The 20,536-nt window shown below is 61.0% G+C and carries 17 protein-coding genes; 11 read left to right on the plus strand and 6 right to left on the minus strand.

Annotation, left to right across the window (positions count from 1 at the left end):
- Positions 1-226 precede the first annotated feature (226 nt).
- Complete coding sequence (locus tag NMA58_RS16170; protein ID WP_434711208.1) at positions 227-1,432, minus strand: ROK family transcriptional regulator; 1,206 nt, start codon at positions 1,430-1,432, stop codon at positions 227-229.
- Between the two features lie 226 nt (positions 1,433-1,658).
- Here NMA58_RS16170 and NMA58_RS16175 point away from each other — a divergent pair, with 226 nt between their 5' ends.
- The 6 genes from NMA58_RS16175 (at position 1,659) to NMA58_RS16200 (ending at position 7,725) form a co-directional block, all read left to right on the plus strand.
- Positions 1,659-2,897, plus strand: a complete 1,239-nt coding sequence (locus NMA58_RS16175; protein WP_430958596.1) for an extracellular solute-binding protein — start codon at positions 1,659-1,661, stop codon at positions 2,895-2,897.
- Positions 2,898-2,970: 73 nt separating this feature from the next.
- Positions 2,971-3,855, plus strand: a complete 885-nt coding sequence (locus NMA58_RS16180) for a carbohydrate ABC transporter permease (RefSeq protein ID WP_434711210.1) — start codon at positions 2,971-2,973, stop codon at positions 3,853-3,855.
- Complete coding sequence (locus NMA58_RS16185; protein ID WP_285194084.1) at positions 3,855-4,700, plus strand: carbohydrate ABC transporter permease; 846 nt, start codon at positions 3,855-3,857, stop codon at positions 4,698-4,700. Before NMA58_RS16180 ends, NMA58_RS16185 begins: the two co-directional genes overlap by 1 nt.
- Positions 4,697-5,719, plus strand: coding sequence for an SIS domain-containing protein (locus NMA58_RS16190; RefSeq protein WP_430958599.1), 1,023 nt, complete (start codon positions 4,697-4,699; stop codon positions 5,717-5,719). Before NMA58_RS16185 ends, NMA58_RS16190 begins: the two co-directional genes overlap by 4 nt.
- Positions 5,720-6,649 carry a PfkB family carbohydrate kinase gene (locus NMA58_RS16195; RefSeq protein ID WP_434711213.1) on the plus strand — a complete coding sequence of 310 codons (930 nt, stop codon included), beginning with the start codon at positions 5,720-5,722 and terminating at the stop codon, positions 6,647-6,649. It begins immediately after the preceding gene.
- Positions 6,646-7,725, plus strand: a complete 1,080-nt coding sequence (locus NMA58_RS16200) for an ABC transporter ATP-binding protein (protein WP_430958601.1) — start codon at positions 6,646-6,648, stop codon at positions 7,723-7,725. The genes NMA58_RS16195 and NMA58_RS16200 overlap by 4 nt, the downstream gene beginning before the upstream one ends.
- A 19-nt stretch (positions 7,726-7,744) precedes the next feature.
- On the opposite strand, the gene NMA58_RS16205 is transcribed toward NMA58_RS16200, so the two are convergent.
- The 5 genes from NMA58_RS16205 to NMA58_RS16225 form a co-directional block, all read right to left on the minus strand.
- The gene (locus tag NMA58_RS16205; RefSeq protein ID WP_430958602.1) at positions 7,745-8,572 is read right to left on the minus strand and encodes a glycoside hydrolase family 16 protein; all 828 of its coding nucleotides are present in this window, start codon (positions 8,570-8,572) and stop codon (positions 7,745-7,747) included.
- A gap of 51 nt (positions 8,573-8,623) precedes the next feature.
- The gene (locus NMA58_RS16210; protein WP_430958603.1) at positions 8,624-10,105 is read right to left on the minus strand and encodes a lipopolysaccharide biosynthesis protein; all 1,482 of its coding nucleotides are present in this window, start codon (positions 10,103-10,105) and stop codon (positions 8,624-8,626) included.
- A gap of 80 nt (positions 10,106-10,185) precedes the next feature.
- Positions 10,186-11,430, minus strand: a complete 1,245-nt coding sequence (locus tag NMA58_RS16215; protein ID WP_434711216.1) for a glycosyltransferase family 4 protein — start codon at positions 11,428-11,430, stop codon at positions 10,186-10,188.
- On the minus strand, positions 11,427-12,773 hold the full coding sequence (locus tag NMA58_RS16220; protein ID WP_434711218.1) for a glycosyltransferase family 4 protein: 1,347 nt from the start codon (positions 12,771-12,773) through the stop codon (positions 11,427-11,429). The genes NMA58_RS16215 and NMA58_RS16220 overlap by 4 nt, the downstream gene beginning before the upstream one ends.
- A complete protein-coding gene (locus NMA58_RS16225) occupies positions 12,773-13,510 on the minus strand; it encodes a Crp/Fnr family transcriptional regulator (protein ID WP_434711220.1) in 738 nt (245 codons plus the stop codon). Before NMA58_RS16225 ends, NMA58_RS16220 begins: the two co-directional genes overlap by 1 nt.
- Positions 13,511-13,966: 456 nt before the next feature.
- On the opposite strand from NMA58_RS16225, the gene NMA58_RS16230 reads away from it, so the two are divergent.
- From NMA58_RS16230 to NMA58_RS16250, 5 genes are all read left to right on the plus strand, one after another.
- Positions 13,967-14,668: a sugar transferase gene (locus NMA58_RS16230; protein ID WP_221113589.1), complete on the plus strand. Its 702-nt coding sequence runs from the start codon at positions 13,967-13,969 to the stop codon at positions 14,666-14,668.
- A 113-nt stretch (positions 14,669-14,781) separates the two neighbouring features.
- A complete protein-coding gene (locus NMA58_RS16235; protein ID WP_434711222.1) occupies positions 14,782-16,539 on the plus strand; it encodes a polysaccharide biosynthesis tyrosine autokinase in 1,758 nt (585 codons plus the stop codon).
- Positions 16,536-17,558 (plus strand): glycosyltransferase family 2 protein, encoded by a 1,023-nt coding sequence (locus tag NMA58_RS16240; protein ID WP_434711224.1) that lies wholly within the window; start codon positions 16,536-16,538, stop codon positions 17,556-17,558. The genes NMA58_RS16235 and NMA58_RS16240 overlap by 4 nt, the downstream gene beginning before the upstream one ends.
- 4 nt (positions 17,559-17,562) lie before the next feature.
- Entirely contained in the window at positions 17,563-18,939 is a 1,377-nt protein-coding gene (locus NMA58_RS16245) for a polysaccharide biosynthesis/export family protein (RefSeq protein ID WP_434711226.1), read from the plus strand.
- 61 nt (positions 18,940-19,000) lie between these two features.
- Entirely contained in the window at positions 19,001-20,467 is a 1,467-nt protein-coding gene (locus NMA58_RS16250) for a hypothetical protein (protein WP_434711228.1), read from the plus strand.
- Positions 20,468-20,536 lie beyond the last annotated feature (69 nt).

Consider the following 20,536-nt stretch of genomic DNA (forward strand, 5'->3'; position numbering starts at 1 on the left):
ATTCGAAACACCAGGAGAAGTATTTAGAGAATATTTGAGACATCCTTAAACATATTGTCAGATATATGCATATATATTCGAATAAGCCTCATTTTTAAGAGTTTGCAATATTTACTTATATTGCCGGAAGGCATCCCTATTCGCGCGGCCGAGACAACGAAACTTGCGAAAAACGTTTGCATTTTATCGTTGCACTGCTGTGCAACGCCCGGTTTCAGCCCGAAAATCACAGAGAATCCTTCAAAATTGCAGCAAAGCGCGGATCGAATGCACGGCTGATCGGGCCGGCGGCCGCCCCGAGCGCCACCGACCAGGGATCGGCCATGCCGGGCTGCAGCCGTGGCAGCATCCGGCCGCGCCTCTCGGCGATCGAAGGCAGCAGCGGGCCGATCGCTGCAATCAGCCTGTTCACCAGCGCTTCCGGTGCGCTGCCGCAGAGGATCACCGTCTGCGGATCGAAGACAGTTTCGATGAGATGGATGCTCCAGCGCAGGTCCGCCGCCGCCGCCTCGATCCAGGCCTCGATGCTTGGATCCCCGCTGGAGGCAAGCTCGTTGATGCGCGCATGGAGATCGGGATCGGCCGGATCGGCCGATAGGTGCTGGTAGAGCGAGGCGAGCGAGGCGCGATGTTCGAGCGGCGTCATTTTGCCGTCGGCAAACAGCAGCGCCATGCCGATCTCGCCGGCATTGCCGTTGGCGCCGCGATAGAGCTCGCCATTCAGGATCAGGCCGGCGCCGATGCCGTAGTCGACGAACAGACAGACGGCATGGTCGATGCCGTGGGCGGCTCCCACCATGCGCTCGGCGGTCGCAGCCGCTGCCGCATCGTTCTGAAGACTGACATCGAGGCCGGTGCCGTCGCTCAGCGTTTCCAGAAGCGGAAACTTCTGCCAAGCCTCCATCATCCAGGGATCGTCGCCGCTGCCTTCCATGCCGAACGGGCCAGGCATTGCGGCGCCGAGGCCGACCAGCCGTTTTTCCGACTGCTGGACGATACCGGCAAGCCTGGAACGCACACCGGCGACGAGATCGAGAATGACCTTCGTTCCCGTCGCCGGACCTCCGGGCGGCAGTCCGGCTTCTGCGCGTACGAGAACGCTGCCGACGAGGTCGACGGCGACCGCCCGCGTCACGTGCCGGTCGATCTGCAGGCCGATCGCGAAAGCGCCTTCGGGCACCAGGCCGTAGGGCGTCGAGGGCTGGCCTCTGCCCTTGCGCACAGCCTCCTGCGAACCGACGAGACCATCGCGCTCGAGCTCCTCGATGATATTCGACACCGTCTGCTTGGTCAGCCGCGTCGCCCGCGCCAGATCGGCGCGTGAGAGCGCACCATTGATCCTCAACGCATCGATCATCACGCGCCTGTTATGCGCGCTGGTGCCTTCGTGATTGGTGCCGCTCTTGGCTCGGATCGGCCTGATGTCGCTCATGTGTCAATTGCCTCTTGACTCCAGTAGAATGTTGGCGAAGTATTAAGTCAAGACATTTGACTTAATAGGGACCGGAGAGTTCCAGGGAACGCAGGAGGCCGCGAAGGGCATCCAAAGACGCTCAGAGATGATGACCCGGCACGCTTTTTCACGCGTGCCTTCTCGAAAATCGATGGCGGCGAAACCGCCCTCGGTCATGCGTAAATTTCAAAAACTGGAGGCTGCAATGCTGAAATCTCTCAATAAGACGCTTCTGGGTGCGGCCTTGATCGGCGCATCCTTTGCTCCGCATGCTTTCGCCGAAACGGCGCTGAATGCACTTTTCATGGCGCAGGCCGCTTACAGCGAGGCCGATGTGCGCGCCATGACCGATGCCTTCGTCAAGGCGAACCCGGATATCAAGGTCAATCTCGAATTCGTCCCCTATGAAGGCCTGCACGATAAGACGGTGCTGGCCCAGGGTTCCGGCGGCGGTTACGACGTCGTCCTCTTCGACGTCATCTGGCCGGCCGAATACGCCACCAACAAGGTGCTGGTCGACGTCTCCTCCCGCATCACCGACGAGATGAAGAAAGGCGTGCTGCCGGGCGCCTGGACCACCGTGCAGTATGACGGCAAATATTACGGCATGCCGTGGATCCTCGATACCAAATATCTGTTCTACAACAAGGAGGTCCTGGAGAAGGCCGGCATCAAGGCGCCACCCAAGACCTGGGACGAACTGGCCGAACAGGCAAAGACCATCAAGGACAAGGGTCTGCTCTCCACGCCGATCGCCTGGAGCTGGTCGCAGGCCGAAGCCGCCATCTGCGACTACACCACGCTCGTCAGCGCCTATGGCGGCGATTTCCTGAAGGACGGCAAGCCGGCCTTCCAGACCGGGGGCGGTCTCGATGCGCTAAAATACATGGTCGCGAGCTATACCTCAGGCCTGACCAATCCGAACTCCAAGGAATTCCTAGAAGAGGACGTCCGCAAGGTTTTCCAGAACGGCGATGCCGCCTTCGCGCTGAACTGGACCTACATGTACAACATGGCCAACGACCCGAAGGACAGCAAGGTTGCTGGTAAGGTCGGCGTCGTGCCGGCGCCAGGCGTTGCCGGCAAAAGCGAAGCTTCGGCCGTCAACGGCTCGATGGGCCTCGGCATCACCTCCGCCAGCCAGCATCCCGATGAGGCCTGGAAGTACATTACCTTCATGACCTCGCAGGCCACGCAGAATGCCTATGCCAAGCTCAGCCTGCCGATCTGGGCATCCTCCTATGAGGACCCTGCCGTCACCAAGGGGCAGGAAGAGTTGATAGCCGCCGCCAAGATCGGCCTCGCCGCCATGTATCCGCGCCCGACGACGCCGAAATATCAGGAGCTGTCGACCGCGCTGCAGCAGGCGATCCAGGAATCGCTGCTCGGCCAGTCCACCCCCGAGGACGCGCTGAAATCGGCCGCCGAAAACAGCGGTCTCTGAGCCTGGCATGAACATCCGGGCGGCGCCTGCCGCCGCCCGGCCTCCATAACCTATGAATGAAAAGGGCGCCTCGATGTCGGGCACTTGGCTGACAACCCGCGCGTGGCTTCTGATGCTGCCGCTTCTCGTGGTCATGATCTCGGTGATCGGCTGGCCTCTGGTCGATACCGTCGGCCTCTCCTTCACCGACGCAAAGCTCGTTGGCACCGAGGGCAGCTTCGTCGGCATCGACAATTACGCAAAGATGCTCTCCGGCTCGAATTTCCAGCGCACGCTCGTCACCACAGCATGGTTCGCGATCGTCTCGGTCGCCGCCGAAATGGTGATCGGCGTGCTGGCCGCCCTCCTGCTGAACCAGCAATTCCGCGGCCGCACCGCGCTTCGTGCCCTGATGATCCTGCCCTGGGCGCTGCCGACCGTCGTCAACGCCACGCTGTGGCGGCTGATCTACAATCCGGAATATGGCGCGCTGAACGCCGCGCTGACGCAACTCGGCCTGCTCGACGCCTACCGCTCATGGCTCGGCGAACCGGGCACGGCGCTCGCCGCCCTCATCGTCGCCGACTGCTGGAAGAATTTCCCGCTGGTGGCGCTAATCGCGCTCGCCGCACTCCAGGCCGTGCCGCGCGACATCACCGCCGCCTCGCTCGTCGACGGCGCCGGCCCCTTCGCGCGTTTCCGCTTCGTCATCCTGCCCTATCTCGCCGGCCCGCTGATGGTGGCGCTCGTGCTGCGCACGATCGAAGCGTTCAAGGTGTTCGACATCATCTGGGTCATGACCCGCGGCGGCCCGGCCAATAGCACACGCACGCTCTCGATCCTCGTCTATCAGGAAGCCTTCTCCTTCCAGCGCGCGGGCTCGGGCGCATCGCTCGCCCTGATCGTCACGCTGCTGGTAACGCTGCTTGCCGCAGGATACGCGGCGCTCGTGCGTAAGACCGCCGGGAGCGCCGCCTGATGGAACGCCGGAGCCCGCTCTTCTCAGCATTCATTCACCTCTGCGCCCTGCTGCTTGCCGCTGTCATCCTGGCTCCGATCCTCTGGCTTTTCATCATGAGCATCGCGCCGGCTGCCGATCTCGCCGCGAAGCCGCTGCGCTGGTGGCCGCAGGCGGTGGATTTTTCGCGATACCAGGTGCTGCTGTCGACACTCGAAAACAGCGCCGGCGCCGCCTTCACCTCGTCGCTGCGCAACAGCATCGAGGTGGCGGGCACGGCGACGATCGCCGCCATCGCGCTTGCCATTCCCGCCGGCTGGGCCGTGTCGCGCACACCTTCCGTCGGCTGGTCGCTGTCGATGGTGATTGCAACCTATATGCTGCCGCCAGTGGCGCTCGCCGTACCGCTCTATATGGGCCTCTCCCATCTCGGCATGCTGAACAACGTCTTCGGCCTCGCCCTCGTCTATTTGACGATCCTGGCGCCCTTCACCACTTGGCTGATGAAATCCGGCTTCGATTCCATCCCGCGCGAGATCGAATCTGCCGCGATGATCGACGGCGCCGGCCTGTTCCAGACGCTCCGGATCATCACATTGCCGCTCGCCGCCCCGGTGGTGGCGACCTCGAGCCTCTTTGCATTCCTGCTTGCCTGGGATGAATTCTTCTATGCGCTGCTCTTCACCTCGGACCAGCGCGCCAAAACGCTGACCGTCGCTATCGCAGATCTCGCCGGCGGCCGCGTCTCCGATTACGGACTGATCGCCACGGCAGGCGTGCTCGCCGCCCTGCCCCCCGTGTTGATCGGTCTCGTCATGCAACGCGCCCTGATTTCCGGGCTTACCAGCGGCGGCGTCAAGGGATGAACATGACAACAGAAAGAAACCGGCCTGCCGGGCTTGCTGCGATCGATCGCGAAATGGCCCGCCAGCACGCCGATGCAATCGCCTCCTATGAAACGGCCGGACCGATGGCGGCAAGAGCCGCCGCCTCGCTGAAAAAGACCGGCCGCCTGCTCCTGATCGGCATGGGCGGCTCGCATGCGGTAAACCGCGCCGTCGAACCACTCTACCGTGGTCTTGGCATCGATGCCGTCGCGCTGCCGCTCTCCGAGCAGCTCGGCCAGCCGCTGCCGATCGGCGGCAGGACGATCTTCGTTACCTCGCAATCGGGCGAAAGCGCCGAGGTCCTGCGCTGGTTCAACGAGACCGGCGGGACGCCGGAAACTTTCGGCCTGACGCTTGAAGGCAGTTCCTTCCTGGCCAGGACCGCCCCCTCGCTGATCGGCAGCGGCGGCACCGAGCTCGCCTTTGCAGCCACCCGCAGCCTGACGGTGACCTTTGCTTTGCATCTGGCAATCCTCGCCGCCCTTGGCGAAGATCCGGCCCCGGCGCTTGCCGTCCTCAGGTCGCCGGAAGAGCATGACGTCGCAGCCGCGCTTGCAGCACTCGAAAACGTCGCGACCGTCGTCACGTCAGGCCGCCGCCTGCAAGGTGTCGCCGAAGCGCTGGCGCTCGGATTGACGGAGCTTTCGCGCCGCCCCTGCTTTTCCCTCGAAGGCGGGCAGCTCCGCCATGGCCCGATGGAAATGCTGGGGCCGGAGATTGGCGTCGTGCTGTTGCGCGGTCTGGACGAGACGGCCGGCCTGGTAACGGCAATGGCGATGTCTGCTGTCCAGACCGGCGCTCCCGTCATCCTCTTTGACTCATCGAGCGAAGCTTCAGTGGCCGGCGCGGTGACAATCCGCTTCGCCCCGGCAACCGGCCTTGCCGCGATCTTCGCCATGCTGCCGGTCGCCCAGCGGCTGATGATCGCCTTTGCCGACGCCCGCGTCGAGAATGCCGGAACGCCGGTTCGATCCACCAAGATTACCCGGAGCGAATGAATGCGGCCGCTTGCAGTCATCGGCAACGTCAATGTCGACCTGATCCTCGGACCGGCCGCCCCCTGGCCCAAGGCCGGCACGGAAATCATTGTCGATCATGACGAGTTGCGCGTCGGTGGATCAGCCGGCAACAGTGCGCTCGCCTGGCAGGCGCTCGGAGTCGAATTCGAGATCGCCGCCAATATCGGCAGCGACCAGTTCGGTCGCTGGCTGGCCGAAGCCTTCGGCCACCGTTCCGAGAAGTGGCCGGTGCGTCCTGAACAGACGACGCTCTCCGTCGGCATCACCCACCCCGACGGTGAACGCACCTTCTTCACGACGCGGGGCCACCTGCCGCGCTTCAGCCTGGCCGATGTCTTCGCCGTTATCGACGGCGAAAGGCTCCGCGGCGGCTACGCGCTTCTCTGCGGCGGCTTTCTCACCGACGATCTGACCAGCCAATATGACGCCTTCTTCGACTGGGCCGAGAGCCATGACATCGCCGTCGCCCTCGACACCGGCTGGCCGCTTGACGGCTGGACTGAGGAGAATTGCGCTGCGACACGCGCTTGGCTTTCTCGCAGCCGCATCGCGCTGCTCAACGAGGTCGAAACGACGACGCTTGCCGGTGTCGCCGATCCGATCGAAGCCGCCCGGCACATCCGCTCGCATATGCCGCAAGGTGCGATCGTCCTCGTCAAACGCGGCCCCGATGGCGCCATCGCGATCGGACCTGACGGCCAGCTGGTGTCGGTGGCCGCGCCCGTTGTCGCAGTCGTCGACACGATCGGCGCCGGCGATGTCTTCAATGCCGCCTTCCTCGCAGCGCTGGCAAAGAATGAACCTTTGACGTCTTGCCTGAGAGCGGGAACCGAGGTCGCCTCGCGCGCCATCTCCACCCTCCCCCGCAGCTACGGCGACCCGGCCTCTCCTCAGGAGCCACAATCATGAGCGCGCTCGACATCGAAAATATCCGCAAGACCTATGGCGACGTCGAGACGCTGAAAGGCATCGATATCTCTTTGGAAAGCGGCGAATTCCTCGTCCTGCTCGGTTCTTCCGGCTGCGGCAAGTCAACGCTCTTGAACATCATCGCCGGCCTTGCCGAGGCGACGAGCGGTGATGTCAGGATCGGCGGCCGCTCGGTGCTCCGCGTACATCCAAAGGACCGCGACATCGCAATGGTCTTTCAATCCTATGCGCTCTATCCCAATCTGACGGTGCACCGGAACATCGGCTTCGGGCTGGAAATGCGCAAGGTTCCGGCGCCGGAGCGCGACAGGGCCGTGCGCGATGCGGCAAAGCTCCTGCAGATTGAAAATCTGCTCGATCGCAAGCCGAGCCAGCTCTCGGGCGGCCAGCGGCAGCGCGTTGCGATCGGCCGTGCGCTGGTGCGCAAGCCGGAGGTGTTTCTCTTCGACGAGCCGCTTTCCAATCTCGACGCCAAGCTGCGCATGGAAATGCGCACCGAGATAAAGCGGCTGCACCAGATGCTGAAGACCACGGTCGTCTATGTCACTCATGACCAGATCGAGGCGATGACGCTTGCGAGCCGCATCGCCGTCATGCGCGACGGCCGCATCGAGCAGCTGGGCACGCCGGAAGAGATCTACAACAGTCCGGCGACGCTCTATGTCGCCACCTTCGTCGGCGCGCCGCCGATGAACCTGCTGACGGCAACCGTCCGGGATAATCGACTGGTGCTCTCTGGTTCCAATGCCAGCCTGCCTTTGCCCGTCCGTTTCGGCAAGGCGGCGGCCGATGGCCGAGACCTCATCCTCGGCATCCGCCCGGAGTCCCTTCGAACGGCCGGATCCGGGGCTTCGCTCGAGGCAATTTCAGAGGTTGCGGAGTTGACCGGCCCGGAGCTCGTCGTCACCGCCTTGGCCGGAAACCAGCGCCTGATGGCCTGCCTGCCGCCGCGCACGCCGGTCCGTGAGGGTGACAAACTCACCCTCTTCTTCGACGAGGAGGCGATGCACCTTTTCGATCCGCAAACCGGTCTCAGTTGCCGGAGCAAGCGATAGAACGGACGGCGCTGCTTGTTCAGTTCGCCACATCAGCGGGTTTGCGCTTGTAGACGTGGATATAGTCGACGAGCAGGATGGACGGGTTCGGCGTTTCGTCGATCGGCCAACCCGAGCCGAGCGCCAGATTCACCAGTGGATAGAAAGGCATGTGGAACTCCGTCGGTGTATCGAAGCTCCACAGGTACTGGCGATCCAGGTAGAAGGTCGTCTTGTCGGCCTGGATATCGACGCCGTAGGTATGATATTCGCTGTTCAAAATACCATCCTGGACGGTCTTCCAATAGCCGCCGTTGGAATTCTGGCCGCCATGAGCCTGGCGCCAGATATGAAAGCCCATGCTGAACTCGTAGGGCGCGCGTCCATAATATTCCAGGACATCGATCTCCGCGGTGTATTTCGCGCGGTCGAGCCCGATGAGCCAGAAGGCCGGCCACACCCCCTTGCCCGGCGGCAGCTTCATCCGCGCTTCGAAATAGCCGAATTGCTGCGAAAAGCCCTCGCCTTTCGGATTGACAGCCGAGAGGAGGCCTGATCGCCAGGTTCCATCCTCGCCCTTGCGAGCCTCGATCTTCAGGATTCCCTGATCGGTCGTAAACGGAAAATCGGGCGCCGGATCCGTAAAGCGGGCATCGCCGAAATCCCCGTTCCAAGGCGTGTGAGCGATCCAGCGGGAACTTCTCTCTCCCCATGCCGAGACGTCGAGGTTGTCGAAATTTTCCTCGAACGTCAGCTGATACGCATTCATATTGATCGGCTCCTGGGCCACGCTCGGCTTGCCGGGCAAAGCTCCCAGACCAAGAACGACGAGCAGACCCAAAGTCTTAGAAGATATCCTGTAACGCATTCCGATTCTCCGAAAACGCCAAACCCGATCGCTGGGCTTCACCTCTCGCCATCATGAGGTGAGAACTCCGTTTCGCCGCGGTGCCAGCCTTTGCACGACGATAGTCTCGATACCGTCGGGCCGTCCGACGATCTGCCACAGCAGCAGCGCCAAGGCCCAGAAAATCGCCGCGGCCGCAGCGCCGCAAACCGCCAGGCTGGCGATCAGATTGAAGCCGACAGGCATGGCGGCGAGCATCGGCCGCACCCAGAGCAGGAAAGCGATCATCGGCACGCTGGCGGCCAGCGGCCGGCAAAAGGCGTTCAGCTGCGCGGCAAAGCTCGCTCCGATCAGCCGCCGGGTGATGATGAGCGACGCGGCATAGGCGACGAGTACGGCGATGATCCGAGCGCCGAGCGCGCCGGCCACCTGGAAATAGGCGATGCCAAGAATAGTCACCGGCACCCTGACGGCGAATTCGGCAAACATTCTGAGAGCGAGGGAACGGGTGTTATCCAGCACCATCGCCAATGCCGGCATGATATTCGTGGGAAGACCGAGCAGGCTGACAACGCAGAGCCATTGCAGGATCGGCGCGGCGGATGCCCATTTCTCGCCGACGAGGACGCGCACGGTCGGCTCGGCGAGCATGGCGAGCGCGATCAGAACGGGGGCTGCAACGAAGGTGATCGCGTTTGTCGCCTTCAGGTAGGCAGCGACCAGATTGCGGCGGTCTTCGACGGTGGAGAATCCGGCTATCAGCGGGCGCAGCAGCGGCCCGACGAAGGTTTGATACGGAATTCCGGCAATGTTGTCGGCGACGCTGAAGGCTCCGAATGTCGACAGGCCGGTAAAACGCGGCAAGAGCAGCCGGTCCAGCTGCCAGTTGATCGAATTCAGCACTTGCGACACGGTGTTCCAGCTGATCATGTCCTGAAAATGCTTCCATTCCGACAGACTGAATGCCGGCCGCATCGGGGCAAAGACATAGGAGGTGATCATCGCCGCGGTCGGGCCTGAGACCGCGCCGACCGCGAGCCCCCAATAGCTGCCCGTCGCCACCGCCACGCCGACACCGAACAGCAATGTCGATCCCTTGGTAATCAGATCGAGCACGAATTCGCGCCTGAAATCGAACCGCTGCATGAAGAGCACCATCCGCGGGCTGATCATGCTGCGCATGGCAGGCGCGATCGAGAGAACGGCGACGAGGGCAAAAAGCCGGGGATCGCCGTAGATCAGGGCCATCGGCCAGGAGAGGACGATCATCAGCAGACTGATAGCCGCCCCTCGAAGCAGGCTGAGAGTGAAAGCCGTGGCAAACATCTCTCTGGAAGGCGACGGCTGTCGCAGCAGAGCCTGCGTCAATGGCAGATCCAGAATCGTTTCGACGATGACGAGAACCGAGGTTGCAATGGCGACCAGACCGAAGTCCGCGGGACTCAAAAGCCTCGCCAGGATAAGCAGGCTTACAAAATCGAGCAGCCGCGCGAGGAACTTTCCGCTGATCGTCCAGATGCTTGCCGTCGCCGTCCTCTGAGATACGCTTGACATGATCTGCTATCTATTCCTCGTTGGCGGATTGAGACGGATTCAGTCGCGGCCGCAAGATGACGCAGCTCCGGCACCTGTTCTCAGCCCGGCCGTCTTCTCAGGCCCTCTGTGGATCGGTCGCCTCGGGCGGACAGCTGTTGCTCGATGAGATCGGCCAGACGATCGCGGAACACGGCGGAGGAGAATTTCAGCGAGTGCGCGCGGATCGCTTGCGGATCGATATCGTCCTCGATTTCTTCCAATGCTGCCATCGTCTCAAGCAGCGCTTCCGTCGTCTGTTCGGCAAAGCGGAAGCCGACCTGCGGCGACGAAACGGTTTCCCTGGCGCCGCCGGCGTCGAAGGCGAGAACCGGACGGCCCGATGCCATGGCTTCCACCGGCAGGATGCCGAAATCCTCGGTGCCCGGAAACAGCAACGCGCGGCATCGCGACAGGTGGTCGCGCAGCACGTTGAAAGGCTGATGACCAAGGAACTCAACGGTCGGCCCGGCGATCGACTTCAGATAGGACAGCTGTTCTCCCTCGCCGATCACGACGAGCTTCCGGCCGGCCTCGGTGCAGGCGCGGACCGCAATATCAGGCCGCTTGTAGGTCGTCAGCTGCCCGGCATAGAGATAAAACTCGCCTTTACCCTTGCCCACCGCAAAATCGTCGGTCGCAACGGGCGGATGGATGACGACGGAATCCCGGTCGTAGAAGCGCCGGATACGGCTGGCGACATAGTCGGAATTGGCCACGAACGTATCCACCCGCGAGGCCGTCGTCACATCCCAGGCGCGCAGCATGGGCGCGGTGAGCGACATCAGGGCGCGGCCGATCCAGGGAAGACCATGGCGATAGACATGGAACTGGTCCCAGATGTAGCGCATCGGTGAATGGCAGTAGCAGACATGCAGCGCGTCGGCGCGCGTGATGATACCTTTGGCCGGCCCGGATTCGCTCGACAGCACGAGATCGTAGTCCTGCAGATCGAACTGCTCGAGCGCGAAGGGCATCAGCGGCAGCATCTTGGTGTAATGCCGCTGCGCGCCCGGTATCTTCTGCAGAAAGGACGTGCGGATGTTCCGCGTCTTTAGAAAATCGCTGATGCGGTCCCGGTTGCAGACAAGAGTGAAGATGTCGGCCTGCGGAAACATACGGCACAATTCTTCAACGACCTTCTCGCCGCCGCGCATCGAGACGAGCCAGTAATGCACGATGGCAACGCGCAGTTGCCCGGTTTCCTTGACGCTTGCTGCCTCGGCCGCACGCTTTTTCGCCATTACCGGCGCATCGCCGAGAAATGCCCTTGCGTCGGAAAGAGAGGTTGTTGCTTTGAAGGTCAAAGGAATACTCCTTGTGTCGCCACACCGTCTGTCAGCTCGGGAACCGCATTCATCGAAAGCAGGCTGCAATATTCGGCAAGGAGCGCGTCGCGCCATTGCTCATGCGTCGAGGCTAGATCCGGAGACATCAGGAAAGCCCTCTCGCTCATGGCGCGGATTTCATGCCTCGGCATTTGGCTAAAGCGCATCAAGGCATCGGCAAAGACGATCTCATCACCCGTGTCGCAGGCGAATGCCATACCGGCCTGCTCCATTTCTTCGGCAAGGAATGCGTTGCGCGACATGATCACGGGGAGGCCGCTCCTCGCCGCTTCGATCGCCACGAGGCCGAACGGTTCGGGATAACGCGAGGGCATCAACAAGGCCCGCGCTTTGCGGATCGTGGTGCCGATCTCCGCATGCGATTGCCAGCCGACGGTCCTGACGTGATCGCCGGAAGCCTCAACCAAACCCCTCAGTGGCCCGTCACCGATCACGCAGAGCCTGGCACCCGCTCTTCGCGTCGCGGCCACGGCGTCCTCCACACCCTTTTCCTCATCGAGCCGTCCGATGAAGACGAACTCGTCGTTCGCCTCCGCCTCGATGCGCTGTTTCGACAGGGGAGCGACGGGATTGCGGATCGTCGTCAGCCGGTCGGGCCGATAGCCGGCGCCGACGAGAAAGCTCGCCATTTTCTCATGCAGCAGGATGATCCGGCCGAAACCGGCCTGCGCCTTCAAAAGCCTGAGGATATTCGAGCCGCGGGCGACCCGCCACAATTTGTGCGAATAACTTCGCTTGTCGCACGCCGTCGCAATGCAGCCCGCACCGAGCGGACGCCGAAGGCAGATCTCTTGCGCCTGGTAATCGAAGAAGGCGCCATTGGGACAGGCGGTGAAGAAGTCATGGGCGTGAACCAAACACCGTCCCGCGACCGGAGCCAGTGCTCGGAAAAGCGCCGGCGACAGTATCTGATGCCAGCCATGTACGTGATAGACGGTATTTGCCGTATCTTCTGCGGCAATCCAGTTGGCAACCATTCGGGTTGCCGCCCCATTATGAATGCCGGTCACGAAAGCCTTCGCGCGGTCGGCGCTCAGCAGATCGCGGCTGTTCAAGCCAACCATGGAGACACCAAGCGCAGCAAGCTCCGCGTTGGCCGCGTCATCGCCACAAATATAAGTGACGGGGATATCCAGGCCTCGAAAAAGCTTGGCTGACAGGACCGCCAACCCTGTTGCCCCGCCCCTGGCCACCGAGTAGTCGTCGATGACGACCACGCGATCGATCCTTGGCGTGCCGCCGCCGGGAAAGCGGCTGGCATTTGCGGCGAATCCGTGGACATCGGAAAGCGACGGGTGCATCACTTCACCGAAAACGCGCCATTTACACAGGCCTCAAGCGCCTTGCGATTGAGAATTCTGATCTTGCCCTGCCCTCCGTCGATGATCTTGCATTCGCGCAGGCGCCGCAGGCACTGATTGACCTTCTCGCGGGACGCCGGCAGCGTTGCAGCCAGATCATTTTGCGAGATAATCACTTCGTTGCCGCTGTTTGCGGCATCTTTTCCGTAAACAGCCGAGAGCCGCAGCAGCGTGCTCGCCAATCTTGCCTGCAGCGTCGACGCCGCATTGGCGATGATCCTATCTTCAAGCTCCGAGATACGCGCCAAGGCCCTGGAGAAGACTTTTTCGCGGAAGTAAGGATCGCTGGCATACATGTCGCGCAGCAGCCGGCCTTCGAAGAAATGCAGCTCGCAATTGGAACCGGCTCGGTATTCGAGGTTCAACGTCTGCCGGCGCAAGACTTCAAGCTCGCCGATCAGACCTGTTTTCGGAATGATTTCGACGATGAATTCCCTGCCGTCAGGCAGCATCGTGCTTGCACTGACCAATCCCGAATGCACGCGAGCGAACATATCGACAAGGACGCCGGCGCCGGCAATGACCTCGCCACGACGGAAACGCCGTACGCTCGAGCGGCATGAAAGAAATTCATCTTCGATAACGATACCACTGTTGAGACGAATGCCGCCATTGGTCGAAATCGCGGCCTTGCCGATGCCGAGTCTGCGATCTGATGCATGCGTGATCCCGTCCATGCACTCCACTCCAGTACGAGAATGACTCTATGAATGCTGCACTGCAGCAATTATCTTGGATTAGTACGTTAGTCAAATAACATCAGCAAAGCGTGACAAAATTTCAAGTCTATATCAAATTAAAGTCTCAATACCTCAAAAATTTGCGGCGCAAAGGTCAAAAATTCATCGTTCTAACTAGTATTCATGCACATAAAGAGACTATTTTGATCAAAAACAATCAACGCGTTAAAAGCAACATCAGAACTACGATATCGAATATTAGAGAATATTCATCTTAGTGGAGATTACAGAACCACTTAAAAGAATTGATGACACAGCTAAGCGATCGGAAATCTCTTATCCATCGTGGTAGCATAAAGAATTAATTAAGAATTATGACCTTGGTAACAGACAATCAGGGTGCGGCGCAGCAAGCTTTGAATGGTTCTTGACGGCAATTTTTTGGAGGCCGCGATGACATGGGAAGCACACAGTTTTGAGACCTGGTCGCGCGTCGAACGGACGGCAAAGGGCGGCGAGTTACGGGAGTCCCAGCCTCGCTCAGTGGGCAGGTCGGCGAAGCGAGCTATCGACCTTGTTGTCGCGATCACCGCGCTGGTCTTGCTCTCCCCGCTTCTGCTGATCGTGGCATTGATCGTGAAACTGTCCGACCGCGGCCCCGTCTTGTATTCCCATACACGCATTGGCTTCGGCGGCGCGCCCTTCGGATGCATGAAGTTCCGGACGATGAAGACCGATGCGAGCGCTCAGCTTGCCGAACTGCTGCAGAACAACCCGGCGGCCCGCAGCGAATGGGAAGCAACGCGCAAGCTGAAGAACGATCCGAGGATTACCGCAGTCGGCGATATCCTCAGGCGCTCGAGCATCGACGAGCTTCCCCAGCTGATCAATATCGTGCGCGGCGAAATGAGCCTCGTCGGACCCCGCCCGGTCACAGCCGAGGAATTGCCGCGCTACGGTGAACATATGTGGGCCTATATGGCAGTCCGTCCGGGACTGACCGGTCAATGGCAAACCAGCGGGCGCAACGACGTCAGTTACGACTACAGGGTTTCTCTCGACGTCCACTATCTCAACAATTGGTCGCTCGCTCGAGACTTCGTCATCATCGCCAAGACCATTCCTGCGCTGTTTTCCCAGCGCGGATCGTACTGAGCGTTCAGGGGGCCGCCGACCGTGCCCGAGATGGGGCGATGCGCTTCTCCCCGTCTCCTCCTAGCTGCCATTACCTGGTTATTCCTTGATTTCCCATTCCGGATTAGGACGACATGACCTCCAGCACGATCTTCAGCGGTGTCTCTCCCATATCCCTGCCTGCAGCAGCCACAGGCGGCGGGAATTCGCCGCTGACGCTGCGGGATATGCTCTTCTTTTTGAAAATGCGCTGGCATTGGATCGTCGTGACCACCATCGCTTTCCTGGCGATCGCCGGAAGCTACCTGCTGACCGCCGAACCGACTTTCGTCGCCAGCACGCAGCTGGTGATCTTCCCCCAGGTGGGCGGCTCTGACGCACAGAGGGCGTTCGCGGAAGATGCATTCATCGAAGGACAGCTGGAGATCGCCAGATCGAGCGATGTCGTCGGCGGAACGGTCGCAGCACTTGGTCTTGTTCACGACGCGGAGTTTGTCGATCAGACGCCTTCCCTGCAAGACAGAGCGAAGAATTGGTTGATGGGGCTTTCATCGCAAGCGGATATTCCATCGCAGGATACGGCGGGCAAGGGAGCGAGCGAAGCGCAACCGCGGACAGAGGAGGAACGGCTCCAGGACTGGGCAACCGCCAAACTGCTGAACATGATGGACATCCGACGGATCGGAAACTCGATGGTCATCGAGATATCAGCTGCGGCATCCAACCCTCAGAAGGCCGTCGACATCGCCGACACGCTTGCCAGACAGTATATCCAGAAGAATATCGCGATGAAAGCCAACGCCGCCCGCCAATACAGCGACTGGCTGGCGAAATTCATAGCCGAGCAACAGCGAGGGCTGGCGGATACCGCCAGCGCCCTCGCCAGTTTCACGAGCAATCCACGCGACCAGGCCAAGCTTGCGGAGCTACAGAGCGCGACGGATGCCCGCCGAACCCTGTATGAAAGCACCTTGAACCAGCTGACCGAAGCCAGGCAGCGCATCACTTATCCGATCTCCGATGCGACGATCGTCTCGCAAGCCACGCTGCCTCTTTCGAAGGCGAGACCACGCAGCACGCTCATCGCAGCCTTTGCGGCGGTTGTCGGCCTCGGTGCCGGTCTCGCACTCGCGATGATAAGGCACGCCAGCGACCGCCGGCTCGTCCGCCCGCATCAGATCACGGAAACCTGCGGTCTGCCCTTCGTCACAGTGCTGGCGACATCGAAAAGGATAGGGAACGGCGACCCGGCTCGTTTCCCCGCCGGGACGGACAGCAGCAGAGCCGCCTACCCCCCTATTCCTGGCATGGCGGAGCTGAGCGCAACGGTCGTCGGACTTCGGCGCAAGCGCCGGATCGTCATCGGAGTGGTCGCCGTCAATCCAGGCAGCGGAACATCGACCATCGCAAGTGATCTTGCTGTGCTGTCATCGGTATCTGGAGCGAAAACACTTTTGATTGATGCGGCCGCGCATAAATCATCGCTCAGCAACGCGCTCGCGCCCCATAGTTCAAGCGGTCTCGTCGATGTCCTCGACAATGGCGACCTCATTCAGACGGCCGCCTTGCCGCTCACCCCGACGCTGAAGTTCCTGCCGCTCGGCAAGGTGGATACCGTAACACCGGCCATTCGCCTGAGTTCCCGCCGCACGCAATTGAGCTTTGCCGAGCTGAAAAAGCAGTTCGACGCCATATTCGTCGACATTTCCGCCTTCTCCGCGTCACCGGATGCCAACGCCATCGCGCCGGAGTTGGACGGCGTCTTGGTTGTCGCCTCGTACGGACGCACATCGATCGACGACGCCATGCGCGTCATCGACACGATGCGGAACGTCGGCGCGGAGATCCTCGGCGCAATCATCAATCAAGCCCCGAAGAGCATGCAGTCATGACCGCCCGTTCGGCAGAAACGTCCAGGCAGGGCGACCGGATCGCACCGACGACTGTTTCCCACGACACGAAAGCAATAGCGCCGCTTCCGAGCCAACCGTTGCGGATTGCCATCGGAATTGCTTCGGCGGGGCGTCCTTCGATCCTGCTGGAAACGATCGAATATCTCGCCGGCCTGCCGGATCAGCCGCAGCGGTTAATCGTCTGCGTGCCGGGGATCGACGACGCCGCCGGGCTCGCCGGCCGCCTCGACGTGGAAGTCATTGTCGGCAGTCGTGGCCTGACCTCCCAGCGCAACAGCATCATCCGGGCAGCCGCGGCCGATACGGATGTCTTGATCTTCCTGGACGACGATTTCATTCCCGCGGCAACCTTCCTGTCACGAATGATGGCCGTCTTTGCAACAAAGCCTGACGTCGCGATCGCCACCGGCGAAGTCCTGGCGGACGGCGTCCTTGATGGGGGGCTCGACATGTCGAAGGCCCTGCAGCTTCTTCACATTGCCGGCGAAGGGTCCGAGCGGGTTACGGATGTCTATAATGCATACGGCTGCAATATGGCGGTTCGCTTGGCCCCCGTCCTCGAACACGCACTGGCGTTTGACGAGCAACTGCCGCTCTATGGCTGGCTTGAGGACGTCGATTTCAGCAGGTCCATTGCCCGCTACGGCAGGTCCGTGCGCGTTGAAGGCGCCCGCGGAGTGCATCTCGGCGTTAGATCCGGGCGGCAGCCTGGCCGGAGACTCGGCTATTCGCAGGTTGCCAATCCTATCTACCTGATCCGCAAGGGCACGATGTCGAAGACCCGCGCGACAGCGCAGATCGGCCGCAACATCCTGGCGAACGCATTGGGCATAGTGTTCAACGATCGCTTGGTCGACCGATGGGGTCGTCTGAACGGCAATTTTCTGGCGATCGCCGATCTTCTTGCCGGGCGCTCCGCACCGTCCCGCATTCTCGAATTCGGCAATCCGCCGTCCCGCGCAATGGCGTCGCCGCCTATCGCAACGAAACGGAGATAGATCAATGCAGTCCACATTCTTGCCCGATCGCGTCGTCTCCGCACTCGCCTTGCTGGTTTTCTGCTGCTTGACCGGCTGGAGCGTCGCCCGCGCGCAAACATTCACCCTCGTGGCGGAAGACAAGGTCAGACTTCGTGTCGTCGAATGGCGTTCAGCGGATTCCCGCTATGCCAGCTGGGAAGCTCTCGATGGCGTCTATACCATCGACGATACTGGCGACTTGTCCATCCCGATCGCTGGCCATGTACAGGCGTCCGGAAAAACATCCGAAGAACTCGCCGATGCCATCGCCAGCGCGCTCGCCGAAAAGGCGGAACTTCCTGGCAAGCCATACATCGCCGTGGAGGTTGCCGAGCATGCTCCGATCTTTGTGACCGGCACCGTTCAAACTCCGGGACGCTACCCTTTTGAACCGCGGATGACGGTCATGAAGGCCATCAGCATCGCTGGCGGCTTTCTGCGGGAACGCGAGGACAATACCTATTTCGAGCGCGACCGGATTCAGGCGGCCGGGGCCTTTCGGACCGCCGTTCTCAACCGGCGGGATCTCCTGATGCGGCAGGCCCGGCTGCGAGCGGAAATCGCCGGTGCGCAGAGTTTCGAGATTCCTGCCGAACTCGTGGGAACGCCCGACGTCGACAAGCTGAAGGCACAGGAATTGAACCTGATGCGGCTTCGTCGCGTCGATATCGATAGCCAGATCGAAGCGGCGAATGACCTCGCCCGCCTCTATGGTCAGCAGGTCGAGTCGCTCGAGGCCAAGATCAGTTCGCAAAAGCGGCAGATTGACCTTGCCCAAAAGGAACTGGACAACGTCAACAGCCTGGTGAGCAAGGGGTTGGTCAGCAATTCCCGCCAGGTGTCTGTCGACCGCTGGGTTGCGGATGCCCAAGGTACCCTGATCGATCTCGAAGTTGCGCTGACCACGGCTCGGCAGGGCCTCAGTGAGGCCGGCCGTTCCAAGATCAATATAGTCAATAGGCAGAACAGCGAAAACCAGGAGTTGCTGAATCAGGTCAACCTCGCGATCGGCAGAGCGGCGATCGATATCCAGGTGGCGCAGCTTCTTGGCGAGCAGGCCGGCTACGACGCTCAACTTGCTCAGATGAACACGGAGGCGCCGGGTATTGGCAGAGCCCAGAAGAACTACAGGATTGTGCGTCGCAATAACGATGGAACCTCCAGCAACATCGTCGCCGACGAGCAAACCGCATTGCTGCCGCATGATCTTGTCGAGATCGGCTTGGAAACCGATCTTCAGGCGCCTACTTCGCCTATACGGCCCCTACCCCAGGCCCAGAGCTCGACACTCCCGTCGTCTGATGTGGCCGGCGATGATCGAGCGGGTCACGGTTGGATATCCCAGACGGGCTCGAATTAGGAGGCGCGATGATGATCAGAGACGACAGCTGGCGGCTATCGCCTCGCATGGGATTTGACGCATGTCGATAGAGCCACTCGGTTTCATCGTTCTCCTGCTTGGCCTCCTCGCCATCGTCAATGGCGCTCGTTTTGCAGTGACGACCCTCTGCCTGTTGACGCTGCTGGGAGCCGCGGCGGCTCTGCAATTGCCGGCGCTCGGCGGCAGCAGTATCCAGCCAAGCCATCTTCTGCTCCTGTTTATCGTCGCCGCCACCTTGTTGCGTCCAGTCCAGACCCAAGCGGCGCTGGCGAGCATCGCTTATCCGGGGTCTGGCTTCTGGTTTGCCGCCTATATCCTGTTTTCCGTCCTGTCGTCTTTCTTCCTGCCGCGCATTTTTGCGGGCGCGACCCTTGTCTACTCCTCTGCGAGAGATGCGACCGGCATGATGTCGACGGTGGCCGCCCCCTTGTCGCCAGGCTCATCCAACCTTAGCCAATCAGTCTATCTGCTCGGCGATCTCGCCTGCTTTGCCATGGTCTCTGGGCTTGCGAGGCTCGGATATGCACGCTTCATCGCACAACAGTTGATCGTCGCGTCAAGCGCATGTTTTGCTTTTGCCTTGCTCGACATCGGAACGTTTTTGACCGGACAGTCCTACCTGCTCGATGTCATTAGAAACGCGAATTATACCATGCACACGGCCGAGACGATCAGCGGTTTCAAACGCATCGTCGGCGCCTTTCCCGAAGCGAGCATATACGGGACGGTCGCACTGGCCTACTTTTCATTCACTCTTCTGCTCTGGCTGGAGCGTGTCCGAAGCCGCATGGCCGGCATGGCAACGCTTTTCATCGGCCCCACGATCCTGCTCTGCACGTCGACAACCGCCTATATCGCCGGGCTCTTCGTTGTCTGCATGCTCGTGCTTTTCTGCTTCAAACGTATGATTGCCGGGTCGGCTAAGAGCTCGCATATGACTTTCCTGGCGATAACCCTCTTCCTGATCCCTTGCGCCATCGTAGCCCTCAGCCTTGTCCCCGATGCGTGGGACTCGATCACGAGCCTCGTCAACACCACCCTATCGGACAAACTCCAATCGCAATCCGGCGAGGAGCGTACCGCTTGGAACACGCTGGCTTTGATCGCATTCGTCGATACTGCAACCTTCGGCGCCGGGCTCGGAACTGTTCGAGCGTCAAGTTTCATCGCCGCATTGCTGTCCAACGTCGGATTGACCGGCACGCTTCTCTTCGCCGCCTTCCTGTACAGCCTCGTCAGAGCCCCCAGCCGGCAGGTCTCGGGCGATCGGGAGACACATGCGATCGGAAACGCCGCCATTATGGCAACGATCTCACAGATCGTCTCTGCGGCGATTTCAGGAAGCGGCACCGATCTTGGCCTGCTGTTCAGCACCACGGCGGGTTTGGCTGCCGGTTGCCTGGCCGCTCCCTATGTCTCGCAGCATCGAGTGACCCGATCTGTCGCAAATCGGCATCGACCGGAGGCATCGGCATCTCTGAGGAGAGCGCCGGTGTTTGCAGCGTGATGACCCCAGCCGCGAATTTCGTTCAAGGCCAAAAGCCGCTGCATCCGTCAGGAAATACCGGCGTTGGAA

The sequence above is a fragment of the Rhizobium sp. YTUHZ045 genome, from assembly GCF_051124255.1.
Lineage (GTDB): Bacteria > Pseudomonadota > Alphaproteobacteria > Rhizobiales > Rhizobiaceae > Rhizobium.

Bases quoted from the DNA above. Each gene is read 5' to 3' on its own strand.
- NMA58_RS16170 (WP_434711208.1), bottom strand. From the start codon at position 1,432: ATGAGCGACATCAGGCCGATCCGAGCCAAGAGCGGCACCAATCACGAA.
- NMA58_RS16175 (WP_430958596.1), top strand. From the start codon at position 1,659: ATGCTGAAATCTCTCAATAAGACGCTTCTGGGTGCGGCCTTGATCGGC.
- NMA58_RS16245 (WP_434711226.1), top strand. From the start codon at position 17,563: ATGCAGTCCACATTCTTGCCCGATCGCGTCGTCTCCGCACTCGCCTTG.
- NMA58_RS16225 (WP_434711220.1), bottom strand. From the start codon at position 13,510: ATGGACGGGATCACGCATGCATCAGATCGCAGACTCGGCATCGGCAAG.
- NMA58_RS16235 (WP_434711222.1), top strand. From the start codon at position 14,782: ATGACCTCCAGCACGATCTTCAGCGGTGTCTCTCCCATATCCCTGCCT.
- NMA58_RS16185 (WP_285194084.1), top strand. From the start codon at position 3,855: ATGGAACGCCGGAGCCCGCTCTTCTCAGCATTCATTCACCTCTGCGCC.
- NMA58_RS16200 (WP_430958601.1), top strand. From the start codon at position 6,646: ATGAGCGCGCTCGACATCGAAAATATCCGCAAGACCTATGGCGACGTC.
- NMA58_RS16195 (WP_434711213.1), top strand. From the start codon at position 5,720: ATGCGGCCGCTTGCAGTCATCGGCAACGTCAATGTCGACCTGATCCTC.
- NMA58_RS16240 (WP_434711224.1), top strand. From the start codon at position 16,536: ATGACCGCCCGTTCGGCAGAAACGTCCAGGCAGGGCGACCGGATCGCA.
- NMA58_RS16210 (WP_430958603.1), bottom strand. From the start codon at position 10,105: ATGTCAAGCGTATCTCAGAGGACGGCGACGGCAAGCATCTGGACGATC.
- NMA58_RS16230 (WP_221113589.1), top strand. From the start codon at position 13,967: ATGACATGGGAAGCACACAGTTTTGAGACCTGGTCGCGCGTCGAACGG.
- NMA58_RS16250 (WP_434711228.1), top strand. From the start codon at position 19,001: ATGTCGATAGAGCCACTCGGTTTCATCGTTCTCCTGCTTGGCCTCCTC.
- NMA58_RS16220 (WP_434711218.1), bottom strand. From the start codon at position 12,773: ATGCACCCGTCGCTTTCCGATGTCCACGGATTCGCCGCAAATGCCAGC.
- NMA58_RS16205 (WP_430958602.1), bottom strand. From the start codon at position 8,572: ATGCGTTACAGGATATCTTCTAAGACTTTGGGTCTGCTCGTCGTTCTT.
- NMA58_RS16190 (WP_430958599.1), top strand. From the start codon at position 4,697: ATGAACATGACAACAGAAAGAAACCGGCCTGCCGGGCTTGCTGCGATC.
- NMA58_RS16180 (WP_434711210.1), top strand. From the start codon at position 2,971: ATGTCGGGCACTTGGCTGACAACCCGCGCGTGGCTTCTGATGCTGCCG.